General features: G+C 72.9%; 13 protein-coding genes and 1 pseudogene. 2 read left to right on the forward strand and 12 right to left on the reverse strand.

From position 1 onward, the window contains the following. Nucleotides 1–290: 290 nt before the first annotated feature. From IE239_RS18980 to IE239_RS19035, 12 genes and pseudogenes are all read right to left on the reverse strand, one after another. Complete coding sequence (locus IE239_RS18980) at nt 291–854, reverse strand: hemerythrin domain-containing protein (protein WP_190150627.1); 564 nt, start codon at nt 852–854, stop codon at nt 291–293. A gap of 127 nt (nt 855–981) precedes the next feature. Beyond that, entirely contained in the window at nt 982–1,125 is a 144-nt protein-coding gene (locus IE239_RS18985) for a hypothetical protein (protein WP_190150636.1), read from the reverse strand. A gap of 190 nt (nt 1,126–1,315) precedes the next feature. Next, nucleotides 1,316–1,932: pseudogene (locus IE239_RS18990) on the reverse strand (FAD-binding oxidoreductase); the annotation flags it as partial. A 36-nt stretch (nt 1,933–1,968) separates the two neighbouring features. Continuing rightward, complete coding sequence (locus tag IE239_RS18995; RefSeq protein ID WP_308435401.1) at nt 1,969–2,643, reverse strand: CoA transferase subunit B; 675 nt, start codon at nt 2,641–2,643, stop codon at nt 1,969–1,971. Next, complete coding sequence (locus tag IE239_RS19000; protein WP_190150548.1) at nt 2,640–3,395, reverse strand: CoA transferase subunit A; 756 nt, start codon at nt 3,393–3,395, stop codon at nt 2,640–2,642. Before IE239_RS19000 ends, IE239_RS18995 begins: the two co-directional genes overlap by 4 nt. A gap of 34 nt (nt 3,396–3,429) precedes the next feature. After that, nucleotides 3,430–4,200 carry an SDR family NAD(P)-dependent oxidoreductase gene (locus IE239_RS19005; RefSeq protein ID WP_190150549.1) on the reverse strand — a complete coding sequence of 257 codons (771 nt, stop codon included), beginning with the start codon at nt 4,198–4,200 and terminating at the stop codon, nt 3,430–3,432. Beyond that, nucleotides 4,197–5,168: a fumarylacetoacetate hydrolase family protein gene (locus IE239_RS19010; RefSeq protein WP_190150550.1), complete on the reverse strand. Its 972-nt coding sequence runs from the start codon at nt 5,166–5,168 to the stop codon at nt 4,197–4,199. The genes IE239_RS19005 and IE239_RS19010 overlap by 4 nt, the downstream gene beginning before the upstream one ends. A gap of 105 nt (nt 5,169–5,273) precedes the next feature. Next, complete coding sequence (locus IE239_RS19015; protein ID WP_190150551.1) at nt 5,274–6,212, reverse strand: VOC family protein; 939 nt, start codon at nt 6,210–6,212, stop codon at nt 5,274–5,276. Between the two features lie 25 nt (nt 6,213–6,237). Beyond that, nucleotides 6,238–7,314 (reverse strand): amidohydrolase family protein, encoded by a 1,077-nt coding sequence (locus IE239_RS19020; protein ID WP_190150552.1) that lies wholly within the window; start codon nt 7,312–7,314, stop codon nt 6,238–6,240. After that, nucleotides 7,311–8,444: an FAD-dependent oxidoreductase gene (locus IE239_RS19025; protein ID WP_190150553.1), complete on the reverse strand. Its 1,134-nt coding sequence runs from the start codon at nt 8,442–8,444 to the stop codon at nt 7,311–7,313. The genes IE239_RS19020 and IE239_RS19025 overlap by 4 nt, the downstream gene beginning before the upstream one ends. 23 nt (nt 8,445–8,467) lie before the next feature. After that, nucleotides 8,468–9,433 (reverse strand): cyclase family protein, encoded by a 966-nt coding sequence (locus tag IE239_RS19030; RefSeq protein ID WP_190150554.1) that lies wholly within the window; start codon nt 9,431–9,433, stop codon nt 8,468–8,470. Next, nucleotides 9,430–10,422, reverse strand: a complete 993-nt coding sequence (locus tag IE239_RS19035) for a fumarylacetoacetate hydrolase family protein (RefSeq protein ID WP_190150555.1) — start codon at nt 10,420–10,422, stop codon at nt 9,430–9,432. The genes IE239_RS19030 and IE239_RS19035 overlap by 4 nt, the downstream gene beginning before the upstream one ends. A gap of 128 nt (nt 10,423–10,550) precedes the next feature. On the opposite strand from IE239_RS19035, the gene IE239_RS19040 reads away from it, so the two are divergent. Both IE239_RS19040 and IE239_RS19045 read left to right on the forward strand, forming a co-directional pair. Beyond that, complete coding sequence (locus tag IE239_RS19040) at nt 10,551–11,528, forward strand: LysR family transcriptional regulator (RefSeq protein ID WP_190150556.1); 978 nt, start codon at nt 10,551–10,553, stop codon at nt 11,526–11,528. A gap of 251 nt (nt 11,529–11,779) precedes the next feature. Next, the gene (locus tag IE239_RS19045; RefSeq protein ID WP_190150557.1) at nt 11,780–13,066 is read left to right on the forward strand and encodes an MFS transporter; all 1,287 of its coding nucleotides are present in this window, start codon (nt 11,780–11,782) and stop codon (nt 13,064–13,066) included. Nucleotides 13,067–13,135: the final 69 nt, after the last annotated feature.

Consider the following 13,135-nt stretch of genomic DNA (forward strand, 5'->3'; position numbering starts at 1 on the left):
CCGCGGGCGTCCGCGGCGGTGTCGCAGGGCGCGCGCGCCGACGACCGGATCTGCCCCGCCGCGCACCCGGCCGGCCGTGCCGTGCCGGAGGGTCCGCGCCGCCCGGCGGATCGTCCGCGCGCACGGTTTCGGCGCCTTCGGCGCGGCGGCGCTCGGACGGCCTTCGCGTCCCCGGTCGGACCCTCGCCGCAGCGGGGCCGGGCACCGACCGCGCCGACTGTCTCCCATATGCGGACAATATGCGCACCGGGCGGTGCTGTCACACCGGTGCGGCCGCCCCCGCGCCCCTGTCAGGCCTGCTTTCCGCGCCCGGTGAGCATGTCGCGCAGCCGGTCGACCATGCCTGCGCCCGGCGCGAGGAGCTTGTTCGCGGGCGGGGTGTCCGGCGCGGACGGGTGCGGGCGGGTGGGAGCGTGCCGCTTGGCCGAGCGGACCCTCTCGCCGAGCTCCTCCAGGGCGTCGGCGGAGCAGACGTCGGCCAGCAGCGGGAAGAGCTGGTTCTCCTCGTCGTCGACATGGGCCGTGACGGAGGTCTTCAGCCGCAGGATCAGCGCGTCGAAACGCCCGTCCCCGGGCCGGCAGCTCTCGAGCTCCTTGAGCAGGTGCTCGGCCTCGGCGTGGTCGGTGAGCTCCTTGTCGGCGAGGTCGTCTCCCCCGTCGACGTAGCGGCGCACCGTCGGGTACAGGTGCTCCTCCTCCGCCACCGAGTGCCGGATGAGCTCCATGGTGAGCCGGTCCGCCAGCTCGCGTCGCTGCGGGTCCGCCTCCGGCAGCGCTTCGATCTGTGCGAAGAGCTCGTCCACCTCCCTGTGGTCCGCGGTCAGTTCCTGGATGACGTTCCCGCCGTGTCCCATGCGTTCTCCACTCATCGACGCTCCGTGGCAGCAGGGCGGCCGGCCTCGTCCGGCGCCTCGCCGACTCGGCCGCCCAGGACCGATACCTGCCACGCGGGCACGGACGGCCTCACGCCGTTCGGACACTTCACTCCGGTGGCGGACGGGTTCCCCGCCTGTCGCGGAAGCCTCCGGTGCGACGGCGGTTCACCTGCGCGACGGCGTTCTCCTCGGCGACGGCAGCCACCGGCGCCCCGGCGGCGTCGGACGGTTCCCTGTCGTGTCGCGTCATGCACACTCCTGAGGGGCTCTCCGTCCGCCGGATGAGGATCATGCGGTCTGGCCGCGCCTGGCGGACAGGGCCTTCGCCGCGGCGGCGACACCGGCCGCGGCGGCCGAGGCGACGACGGCGGGGTGACGGGAAAGGGCCGTTTCGAAGGACCGGCTGTGCGCCATGTGGTCGAAGACGCCGTGCGCGCCGTCTCGGGCAGGGCGCTGAGCGACTCCAGGTACGCGCCCTCCTCAACCATCAACTGGGCCACGCGCCCGTCCAGCGCCTCCAGTGACCGGGGTGGCAGTGCTCCAGCAGGCGGGTGACGTCGTACGCCGCCGCGCAGATGCCGCCGTAGCCCAGGACCAGGAGGGACCGGCGGGCGGGCACCGGCACCAGGCCGAGTTCGGCGCGCAGCACGGTCACCAGCGTTCTCTCGCTGCCGACGAGGGCTCGGGCCACTTAGAAGCCGTTCTCGGACAGGAGCGATGTCGAGGTTGTAGCCGGACACACGGCGCGGGATCTTCGGGTAGCCGTGCCGGATGTCGGCGAGGTACTCGGCGACGATCCGGTCCAGTCCGTCGTACAGCTCGGCGCGGCGGCCGCCCTCGGCGGCGATCCGCGCCCGCTCGGCCCGGACGTCGGCCCGACCCACATCCGGGTGCCGTCGTAGGTGAGCACCTCCAGGCGGCGCACGTTGTCGACGGTCTTGCCGTACGCCTGGGCGGACGCGCCGCACGAGTTGTTGCCGATCATGCCGCCGAGGGCGCAGTGGCTGTGGGTGGAGGGCTTCGGCCCGAACTGGAGCCGGTGGTCCGCCAGGCGGCGGCCGGGCCGAGGCGCAGGCGCGCGGGGCCCGGCCGTTCAGCAGGCGGCTGTGCAGGCGTCGGTCCGCAGGGGCGCGGCCGTCTTCGCGATGATCTCGTCGAGGGTGACGCCCGGCGCGGTCTCGACGAGGGTGAGGCCGTCGGGTGTGACGTCCAGGACGCCGAGATCGGTGATGACGCGGTGGACGCACCGTTCGCCGGTCAGCGGCAGGGTGCACTCGTCCACGATCTTCGGAGTGCCGTCCTTGGCGGTGTGCTCCGTCAGGACGATGACCCGGCGTGCCCCGTGGACCAGGTCCATCGCCCCGCCCATGCCCTTGACCATCTTGCCGGGGATCATCCAGTTGGCCAGGTCACCGCGCTGCGACACCTGCATGGCGCCCAGCACGGCGGTGTCGATGTGCCCGCCGCGGATCATCCCGAAGGACAGAGCGGAGTCGAAGAAGGACGCTCCGGGCAGGACGGTGACCGTCTCCTTGCCCGCGTTGATGAGATCCGGGTCGACCTCGTCCTGTGTCGGACGGGGGCCGGTGCCCAGGATGCCGTTCTCGGAGTGCAGGACCACGTGCACGCCGGGCGGGAGGTGGCCGGGGACGAGGGTGGGCAGGCCGATGCCGAGGTTGACGTAGGAGCCGTCGGCGAGCTCGGCGGCGGCGCGGGCGGCCATCTGGTCGCGGGTCCAGCCCGCGGGCGTGTCCATCGGCGTGCTCATGCTCGTACGGTCCTCTTCTCGATCTGCTTGTCGGCGGCCTGCGCGGGGGTGAGTTCCACGATCCGCCGGACGAAGACGCCCGGGACGTGCACGTGCTCGGGGCTCAGCTCGCCCGGTTCCACGAGCTCCTCGACCTCGGCGATCGTGATCCTTCCGGCCATCGCCGCGAGCGGGTTGAAGTTGGCCGCGGCACGGCGGAAGACCAGGTTGCCGTGCCGGTCTCCGCGCCAGGCCCGGACGAGGGCGAAGTCGGTGGTGATGCCGTGCTCCAGGACGTGCGGGCGGCCGTGGAAGTCGCGGATCTCCTTCGGCGGGGAGGCCACGGCGACCGAGCCGTCCGCCGCGTACCTCCAGGGCAGCCCGCCGTTCGCGACCTGGGTGCCCACACCGGCCGGGGTGTAGAACGCGGGGACGCCCGCACCGCCGGCGCGCAGCCGTTCGGCCAGGGACCCCTGCGGAACCAACTCGACCTCCAGCTCACCCGACAGGTACTGGCGGGCGAACTCCTTGTTCTCTCCGACGTAACTGCCCGTCACGCGGGCGATCCGGCGGGCGGCGAGCAGCACGCCCAGCCCGCGGCCGTCCACGCCGCAGTTGTTCGACACGACCACCAGGCCGGTGGCGCCCTGCCCGTGCAGAGCGCGGATCAGCACGTCGGGGACGCCGCTGAGGCCGAAGCCGCCGACGGCCAGTGACGCGCCGTCGGGAATGTCGGCGACCGCCTCGTCGGCGCTCGCACTCACCTTGTTCACGGATGTGGTCCCTTTCGACCGGGGAGCAGGAGTTTCAACTCACGGGAGCCGGACCGACGGCGGTCGGACTCATCGCGTCCGCGAGGGACTTGACGCCGCCGTGCGCGGTGAGGCCGCCGTCCACCGGGATCTCGGCGCCGGTGATGAAGGAGGACTCGTCGGACAGGAGGAAGACCACGAGCGGGGCGACCTCGTCCACGGCGCCGGTGCGGCCGAGCGGGGTCTCGCGGATGTTCGCCTCGCGGAAGGCGGGCGCGGCGGAGGCGGTCATCTCGGTGTCGATGAACCCGGGATGGATCACGTTGACCCGGATGCCACGCGGGCCGAGCTCCGTGACGGCCGCCTTCGACAGTCCGCGCAGCGCCCATTTGCTCATCGTGTACGCGACCGGGTAGTGCCCGGTGAGCGCGGCGGTGGAGCCGACGTTGACGATGGACGAGCCGGGCGGCATCAGCGGCGCGAGGTGCTGGATGCCCAGCAGCGGACCGGTGACGTTGACGGCGTGCACGCGGGCGACGTCGTCGGGGGTCGCCTCGCCGAGGCGGGCGCGCCAGGTGATGCCCGCGTTGTTGACCAGGCCGTGCACCTGGCCGTACGACTCCCGCAGGTCGGCGGCCAGCTGCTCCCAGTGCTCCTCGTCGGTGACGTCGAGACGGCGGCAGCCGGGGGCCGCAGTCGCGTCGGTGGCGATGACGCGGGCTCCCTCGCGGGTCAGGGCCTCGGCCTCGGCGGCGCCCTGGCCGCGCGCGGCGCCGGTGACGACGACGACCTTGCCGAGGAGCCTCTTGGGGCACAGGCCGTTCACGGCCGCTCCCGGGTGCGTCGGCGGGCGGTCGGCAGCGGCGCCGGGTCCTCGCCCGCCACCACGGTGTTGGAGACGGTGCCGATGCCCTCCACGGTGAGCGTGACGGTGTCGCCCGGCTTCAGCGGCGGCGGGGACTGCTCGCCCCGGACGCCCCACAGCTCGGCAAGGCAGCCGCCGTTGCCGCAGGTGCCCGAGCCGAGCACGTCGCCGGGGCGGACGACGGTGCCGCGTGAGGCGTAGGCGACCATCTCCTCGAAGGTCCAGCTCATGTTGGACAGCAGGTCCTCGCCGACGACCTCGCCGTTCACCGAGGCGGTCAGCGCCAGACGCAGAAACCCGTCGGCGTCGCGGTACGGCTCCAGCTCGTCGGCGGTGACCAGGTACGGGCCGAGGGTGGCGGCCGTGTCCTTGCCCTTGCACGGGCCGAGGCGGACCTGCATCTCGCGGGACTGCAGGTCGCGCGCGGACCAGTCGTTGAACACCGTGTAGCCGATGATGCGGTCCCGTGCCTGGTCGGGAGTCAGGCTCCGCCCCTCCCGGCCGATGACGGCGGCGACCTCCAGCTCGAAGTCGAGGGCCTCGCTGCCCGGCGGCACCGGGACGTCGTCGTGGGCGCCGATGACGGCGTACGGGTTGGTGAAGTAGAACGTCGGGGCGTCGTACCAGGCTTCGGGCACCCCGCCGACGCCGTCCACGGAACGCCGTACGCCTTCGACGTGCTCCTCGAAGGTGACGAAGTCCCGCACGGTGGGCGGCTGAAGCGGAGGCAGCAGCCGCACCTCGGACACATGGGGGCCCGGCGGCACGTCGAGCGTGGCGGCGCCGGCGCGCAGGAGCGCGTCGAGTCCGTCGCCGGAGCCGATCAGCTCGGTGAGCGAGCGGACGCCGGGGACCGGGTGGAGGACGCCGTCCTCCCCGACGACGGCGACCCGGCTCAGGTGTCGATGTTCATAGGCGGCGAATCGCATGCACGGCTCCAGGCTCCGACGGTCCGGTAAAGCGGTGGGAACCGGGGACGCGGCGAGACGTCAGGGCGATGGACAGAGCCGCCGCGTCCCCGGGGTTCGGGCGGGTCAGACGGGCGGGGCGACGAAGCAGCCGCGGTCCACGTCGTTGAAGGACTCCTTGGCGACCAGCTCGTTCATGGGGTTGGCGGTGCCCCACTGGTCGGTGACCTCGGGCTGGGAGAAGTCGTAGACGTGCGGGTGCCAGGTGTCCTCGTCCAGCAGCTCCAGCTCCGTCGTGTACTCGACGGTGTTGCCGTGCGGGTCGAGGAAGTAGGTGAACGTGTTGTCGCCCGCGAGGTGCCGGCCCGGACCCCAGACCTTCTGGAAGCCGGCCCGCATCACCCGGCCGGAGCCGCGCATGTACTCGTCCAGGCCGCGCATCTCGAAGGAGACGTGGTGCAGGGAGGTGTGCGGGCCCTTGGCGATGGCCATGGAGTGGTGCTGGTTGCTGATCCGCATGAAGTGCATGACGTCGCCGACGTACGGCGAGCTGAGCGTGTCGGAGTGCCGGAAGCCGAGGTGGGTCTCGTACCACTCGCGGGTCCTGTCGAGGTCCGGGGAGTTGAGCACGACGTGCGACAGCTTGACCGGGATCGCCTCCTTCTCCTCGATCCTGCGGTGCTGTCGTACGGCGACGTCGGCGGAGACCTCGACGGTGCGGCCGTCGATGTCGAAGAAGCGGAAGCCGTAGCCGCCGCCGGGGGTGTCCACCTTGCCCGGCTGGGAGATCAACCGCACTCCGCCGGCGAGGAGTTGCTCGGCGAGGGCGTCCACGTCCGCCGCGCTCGCGGCGCCGTAGGAGATCAGGTCCAGACGCTTCTCCTCGGCCTTGCGCAGGCGTACGACGTACTGTTCGGGGCTGCCCTCGGCGGCGAGGAAGGAGATGCCGGAGTCCTCGGCCACCTTGGTCAGGCCCCAGACGCCGGCGTAGAAGTCGAGTTGCCGGTCGTAGTCGGGCACGGCGAGGTCCACGTGCCGCAGATGCGTCAGCAGGCGTGCGCTCATGGTGTGGGTTCCTTCTCTGTGAGGTTCAGGTCAGGCGCAGCAGGGCGGCCGCGTTGCCGCCGCGGACGGCGTGGAAGTCGGCGTCGGGAAGGCGCGCGGCGCGCAGTGCGCCGACGGGGTCCTCGGCGCCCATGTCGAAGGGGAAGTCGGAGCCGAGCAGCACACGGTCCGCGCCGGCCGCTTCGGTCAGCGCCCGCAGGACGTGCGGGTCGTGGACCAGGGAGTCGAAGTACAGGCGCTTGAGGTAGCTGCTGGGCGGATGCGCGCAGCCCGCGCCCGCGTCGGACCGGGCGGACCAGGCGTGGTCGGAACGGCCGATGTGGGTGGGGAGGTAGCCGCCGCCGTGCGCGGCGATCAGTCTCAGCTCCGGGTGCCGGTCCAGCACCCCGGAGAAGATCAGGTGCGAGAGCGCGACGGCGTTCTCGGTGGGCTGGCCGACGGTGTTGGACAGGTACCACTGGTCCAGGCGCTCGTCGAGCGTGCAGCCGAAGGGATGCAGGAAGAGGATCGCGCCGGTCTCGGCGGCCCGGGCCCAGAAGGGCTCGTACGCCGGGTCGGACAGTTCGCGGCCGGGGGCGTGGCTGGAGATCTCGACGCCCAGCAGTCCCTGTTCCAGGGCGTGGTCCAGGGCCCGGACCGCCTGCCGCGGGTGCTGGAGGGGGGCCAGGCCGAGCCCGCGCAGCCGGTCGGGGGCCTGGGCGCAGTGTGCGGCCGTGGCCTCGGCCGCGAGCCGGCAGACCTTCTCGGCCGTGTCCTCGTCCGTCCAGTAGTGGTAGTGCGACGGCGAAGGGCTGACCAGCTGCACGTCCACGCCCTGCGCGTCCATCGCGGCCAGTCGTCGCTCCACGTCGGTGGCCTTGGGGAGGACGGCGCGGACCATGGGGCCGCTGACCGCGAGCGACGCGGGGCCGTTGCGGCGGGCCTCCAGCTCCCTGGCCTCGGCCAGTCCGGGAAGGCCGGCCACGAGGGCCTCGACCTCGCCGATCAGGAGGTGTGCGTGGACGTCGACGGTCGGGACGGGACGCGCGCCGGCGTTCGCCGAGGGACGGCCGCCGGGCTGAGGGCCCGTCGCGACGCCGTCCTGCGGGGGGTGGGCGGTCACGGCAGCTCCCTGAGTGCGGTCATGGTGGCGCCCATCAGGCCGGGCACGTCTCCGGGTACGCCGTCGAGCTGCCACTGCCCGATCTGCACGGACGCGTCGACGACCATCCGGACGCGGTCGATCCGCCGCTCGTAGTAGCGCGTGAACAGCTCCGTGTCCCATGCGGACCCGTCGGTCAGCAGCCGGGCCAGCACCCAGGCGTCCTCCAGGGCCATCGCCGCGCCCTGGGCCAGCGTGGGCGGGCAGCAGTGCGCGGCGTCGCCGACGAGAACGACACGCCCCCGGTGCCAGGCCCCCTCGACCAGCATCCGGTCGAACCAGGTGTAGTTCACCTGGGACGCGTCGGTGATCGATGCACGGATCTCGTCCCAGGCGCCGCCGTAGCTCTCGGCGAGGCGGCGCATCTCCTGCGCGTAGGACTCGGGTGGGATGGTGGCGCGGTCGCGGCTGGGCTCCACCAGATAGGCGTAGACCGTGTCCGCGCCGGTGGGCGTGTAGCCGGCGATGTAGCAGGGCCCGCCGTGCGAGAGGTCGCTGCGCTCCACGCCGGCCGGACGCGGCGCCGGGACGCGCCAGATCGCCATGCCGGTCGGCTCGGGCCGGGCGTCGATGCCGATGGCGGCGCGGGTCGCGGAGTTCAGGCCGTCGGCGGCCACGACGAGGTCGTAGCGGTCCTCGGCGCCGTCGCTGAGGCGGACGGTCACGGATGTGTCGTCCTGGGCGAGGATCTCGGCGGTGGCGCCGAGCCGGACGTGCGCGCCGGAGGCCCGGACGGCGTCGACGAGGATGCGCTGGAGCACCGGGCGCTGCATGCCCAGGGTGGCGGGGAGGTCGTCCCCGCCGGTGCGCAGGACGTCGCCGACGTGGAGCACGGCGCCGTCGGGCGTCGTCAGTCCCAGGGCGTCGAAGCCGAAGCCGTGCTCGCGGACCTCGTCCCAGACGCCGACCTCGCGCAGCACGCGCAGGGCGTTGCCCTGAAGGGTGATGCCGGAGCCGCGCACGTTCCCGTCCGGCCTCGCCTCGACGAGGTCGACGTCGATGCCCGCCCGCCGCAGCAGCACGGCCGTGGCGCTGCCGGCGGTGCCCCCTCCGACGACCAGGACTCTCTTTCTCCGCGTCGCTTCTTCCATGGCCGACTCCTCTGGTGGACGGGTCACTTGACGGCGACCGGGTTGACGGGGGAGCCGACGGCTCCGGTGATGGGCAGGGGTGCGGCGGTGAGCCAGAACTCGTACACGCCGTCGCGGGCGCAGTCCTCCGCGAGGGCGTCGGGGTCCCACATCTCGCCGATCAGCAGGCCCATGTTGGGGATGGCGACCTGGTGCAGCGGCTGGAAGGCGGCGTCGAACTCGTTGGGCCGTACCTCGAAGCCCCAGGTGTCGGTGGCGATCGCGGCGATCTCGGTGCGGTGCAGCCAGCCGGCCGTGGTGAAGGACAGTCCGGGCGAGTCGCCGCCCGCGTAGTCGCCCCAGCCCTCGCGGCGGGCGCGCGCGAGACGTCCGGTCCGGACGACGACGATGTCGCCGCGGCCGACGGCGACGCCGTGCGCCTCGGCCGTCGCGGTCAGGTGCTCCTCGGTGATCGCGAAACCGTCCGGCAGCTCTCCGCGTTCGTCGCCGGTCACCAGGCCGACGTCGAGGAGCACACCGCGTCCGGCGACGTGCGGGGCCATGTGCTCGATGCCGGTGACCAGGTCGCCGTCGGAGGTGACGACCTTCGCGGCGTCCCGCCCGTTCCACGCCTTGCCGTGGTCGAAGATGTGCCCGAGCCCGTCCCACTGGGTGGAGCACTGCAGGGGCATCGCGATCACGTCGTCGGCGCCGCCGATGCCGTGCGGGAAGCCCTGGTTGCCGAGGGCCGCGTCGGTGCCCGTGTCGAGCATGGTGTGGACGGGGTTGGTGCGGCGGCGCCAGCCCTTCTGCGGCCCGTTCATGTCGAACCGCTGCGACAGCGAGAAGCTGACGCCCCGCCGGACCAGCGCCGCGCCCTCGCGGCGCTTGGCCTCGTCGAGGTGGTTCAGCGTGCCCAGCACGTCGTCCTCGCCCCAGCGCCCCCAGTTGGAGTACGCCTTGGCGGCCTCGGCGACCGCGCCCTCCGGGTCGCGCCGGTCCGGCTTCATGACGTCTCCCGCACGCACCGCGTGCGCTGCGCTCCGAGACCGGTGATCGATCCCTCCATGACGTCGCCGTCCCGCAGCAGCCGCCCCCAGTGCATGCCGTTGCCGGCCGGGCTGCCGGTCAGCACGAGGTCGCCGGGCAGCAGACGGGAGGTCCGGGAGATGTACGACACCAGCCGCGCGATGCCGAAGAGCATGTCCTCGGTGGACTCGTCCTGCATGGTCTCGCCGTTGAGCTTCAGCGTGACGCGCAGGTCGCCGGGGTCGGCGATCGACGCGGCGGGCACGATCCACGGGCCGAGCGGGGTGAAACCGGGGGCGTTCTTGCTGCGCAGCCAGTCGGTGCCGATGGCCTTCATGTCGCGGCGGAAGACGGTGGCGCGGTCGGTGAGGTCGTTGGCGATCGTGTAGCCGGCGACGTGCTCCAGCGCCTCGTCCACGTCGACCCGGTGGGCGGGCCGGCTGATGACGACCGCCAGCTCGAGTTCCCAGTCGGGCTGTTCGGCCCAGTCGGGGAGCACGACGTCGTCGTAGGGGCCGGTGATCGCGCTCGGCAGGCCGAGGAACACGTACGGCAGGTCCTCGGCGGCCCGGCGGTCCATGACCGCGGCGATCTCCGCGCGTGCCTCCTCGAGGGTGCGGGGATCGTCGGGGGCGCGGTGGGCGACCTCCAGGTCGATCACGTGCTGCCGGTAGTTGGCGCCGGACTGGAATACCTGGCGGGGCTCGACCGGGGCCAGTACGCGCAGGCCCTCCAGAGGCCTCCGGTCGGCCGTCTCGTCGGCGGCGAGCTCGTGCAGGCGAGGGAGCAGTTCGTCCCAGCGCTCGAAGATCCCCCGGGTCGTCAGGGCAGGGTCTCCGAGGGCCGCCCGCAGATCCAGCACGTGCTCTCCGGGAGTCACCAGGCCGGGGAAGGGCGCCTGGTCCGGGGCGGCGAAGGAGCCGAGGGCGAAGGGTCCGGAGAAGGACGCGGAAGCGGCTGCGGGTTTCACGGGAATGTCCTCCAGATTGCGGTGGCACCAATCTGGCCCCTGACCTCGTAATCTGGGAAATAGATTCTTTAGATGTCGATCATCCGCCGTGTAAATGCCGCGTTCAGCGGCCTCGCCCTGGAGGCGTCGTGTCCCTCTCCGGCCTCGATCTCAACCTCGTCCTGTCCCTGCGGGCCCTGCTGGAGGAACGCAACGTCACCCGCGCCGGGCAGCGCGTCGGGCTCAGCCAGCCGGCGATGAGCGCCGCCCTGGCGCGTCTGCGCCGTCACTTCGACGACGAGCTGCTCTCACGCGTCGGCAGACAGTACGAACTGACCGCCCTCGGCCGCGCTCTGCTGGACCGCACCGCGACCGCGTGCGACCTGCTGGAACGCGTCTTCACCAGCAGGGCCGACTTCGCCCCGGGCAGCGAGGAGCACGAGTTCACCCTGCTCACCTCGGACTACGCCCTCACCGTGTTCGGCGCCGAACTCGCCCACACCGTGCACGCGGAGGCCCCGGGGGTACGGCTGCGCTTCCGGCGGACGCCCGGCGACGTCACGGAGGACACCGAGACGCTGCTCAGAACGGCCGACGGGCTGCTGATGCCGCACGGCGTCTTCAGCGGCTTCCCCGCCGTGGAGCTGTTCTCCGACCGCTGGGTCTTCCTCGTCGCCGAGGCCAACGACGAGGTCGGCGACCGGCTCACCCTGGACGACCTGGCGCGGCTGCCCTGGGTCACCTACCAGCGCACCTACGACGCTCCGGCCGCCCGGCAGCTGAGCATGCTCGGGATCGAACCCCGGGTCGAGGTCTCCGTCGACAGTTTCCAGGCGCTGCCCTTCCTGGTCGCCGGCACCCGCCGGATCGCCCTGGTGCAACAGCGTCTGGCCGAGCTGCTGAGCGGGGTGGCCGCCGTACGGCCCATGGAGGCGCCCTACGGGGCGGTCCCTCTCCAGGAGGCGCTGTGGTGGCATCCGGTGCACGCCCACGACGCGGCCCACATCTGGCTGCGCGAGACGGCGGCCCGGGTGGGAGCGCAGCTGGCGGCAACCGAACCCGGCCGGATCGCGTCGCTCTCCCCGGGACAGCGGCCCGTGCCCGACCGGTATCCACCTGCCGGATGATCCCCATCATCGATATCGATCGGATGAGGGCTAGGCAGGACCTCCCCCTTGGCCCATAGTCGTCTCAATCCGGCGCGGGAGCCGCACCCTCACCCGCCGCCGGTACCGCGCAGGAGCCCGGCGGGCCGGCCCGCCGCGACGCCCGGCAGCCGTCGGCGCCCCGCTCCGGGGCCGCCACGGATGTCCGGCGGCCCGCCCACGACGGCCGCACCGTCCCGTTCACCTCCCCACCCGCCACGTGGAGTTCCGCCATGCCCGCACCCGTCTCCCCGCTCCCGTCGCCGCCGTCCGAGGCGGTCACGGACGCCCCGCCCGAGCAGACCGTGTCCGGCCCCGGCCACCGGCTCCGCCTCACGCTGCTGATGGCCGGCGCCTGTCTGCCGATCCTGGGCGCCGTGCTCATCGCCCCCGTCCTGCCGCAGATGCAGGACCACTTCGCCGACGTGCCGGGCGTCGACGCGCTCGTCCCCATGGCGCTGACGATCCCCGCCCTGTCGCTGGCGCTGCTGGCCCCCTTCGCCGGCGTCCTCGTGGACCGGCTCGGGCGCAAACGCCTGCTCGTCGTCGCGACCACGCTCTACGCGGTCCTCGGCACCGCCCCGCTGTGGCTGGACTCCCTCGTCGCCGTCGTCGCCAGCCGCGCCCTCGTCGGCGTCGCCGAAGCCGTCATCATGACCTGCTGCACCACGCTGCTCGGCGACTACTACTCCGGCAGGCAGCGCGACCGCTATCTCGCCATGCAGACGATGTGCGCCTCGATCTCCGCGACGGCCTTCTTCGTCCTGGGCGGCGTGGCCGGTTCGGCCGGCTGGCGCATGCCGTTCTGGGCCTACGCCGTGAGCCTGCTGCTCGCCCCCGCCATGGCCGCCTTCCTGCCCCGGCCCCGGCCCGACGACCGCACGGACGAGCCCTCCCCCGCCGCCCCGGAACCGGTCCCCGCACGGTCTTTCCCCTGGCGTCCGCTGGCCGGCACGTGCGCGCTGACCGTGTTCGGCGCCGTCCTCTTCTACACCGTCCAGGTGGAGATGGCGTTCCTCCTGGACGACATGGGCGTGACCAGCACCGGCGTGATCGGACTGGCCGGCGCGGGCTCCAGTGCCGCGGTCGTGACGGGCGCCGTCCTCTTCACCAGGGCCGGCCGCAGCCCGCAGGACTGGCTGCCCACCGCCTTCGGTCTGTGCACCCTCGGGTTCGCGGTGATCTGGCTCGCGCCCGGCCCCGTGGTGCTCGTCCTGGGCGCCGTGATCAACTGCCTGGGCGGCGGCATCATGCTGCCGAGTCTGCTCACCCTCGCCATGTCCCGGCTCGACTACGCCGACCGCGGCCGCGGCACCGGTCTGTGGACGGGCTCCTTCTTCCTCGGCCAGTTCGTCTGCCCGCTCGTGGTGCTCGCGCTCGCCTCCGCCGTCGGCACCAGGGCGAACGCCCTGGGCGTGCTCGCCCTCGCCGGGGCCGCCGCCACCGCCGCGCTCGGCCTCGCCGGCCGTCGACGCCGGACGCGAACCGCCCCGGCAACGGTCCGGCAGGCGGCGGGCTGACGGACGGCGGGCCGACCGGACGCGGACCGACCGGACTCGGCGCGATCCACGCCGAGCAGCGGTCGCAGC

The organism is Streptomyces humidus (assembly GCF_014649655.1).
GTDB classification, from domain to species: Bacteria; Actinomycetota; Actinomycetes; order Streptomycetales; family Streptomycetaceae; genus Streptomyces; species Streptomyces humidus.

Coding starts and splice junctions, on each gene's coding strand:
- IE239_RS18980 (WP_190150627.1), bottom strand. CDS start 854: ATGGGACACGGCGGGAACGTCATCCAGGAACTGACCGCGGACCACAGG.
- IE239_RS18985 (WP_190150636.1), bottom strand. CDS start 1,125: ATGACGCGACACGACAGGGAACCGTCCGACGCCGCCGGGGCGCCGGTG.
- IE239_RS18995 (WP_308435401.1), bottom strand. CDS start 2,643: ATGAGCACGCCGATGGACACGCCCGCGGGCTGGACCCGCGACCAGATG.
- IE239_RS19010 (WP_190150550.1), bottom strand. CDS start 5,168: ATGCGATTCGCCGCCTATGAACATCGACACCTGAGCCGGGTCGCCGTC.
- IE239_RS19015 (WP_190150551.1), bottom strand. CDS start 6,212: ATGAGCGCACGCCTGCTGACGCATCTGCGGCACGTGGACCTCGCCGTG.
- IE239_RS19025 (WP_190150553.1), bottom strand. CDS start 8,444: ATGGAAGAAGCGACGCGGAGAAAGAGAGTCCTGGTCGTCGGAGGGGGC.
- IE239_RS19030 (WP_190150554.1), bottom strand. CDS start 9,433: ATGAAGCCGGACCGGCGCGACCCGGAGGGCGCGGTCGCCGAGGCCGCC.
- IE239_RS19045 (WP_190150557.1), top strand. CDS start 11,780: ATGCCCGCACCCGTCTCCCCGCTCCCGTCGCCGCCGTCCGAGGCGGTC.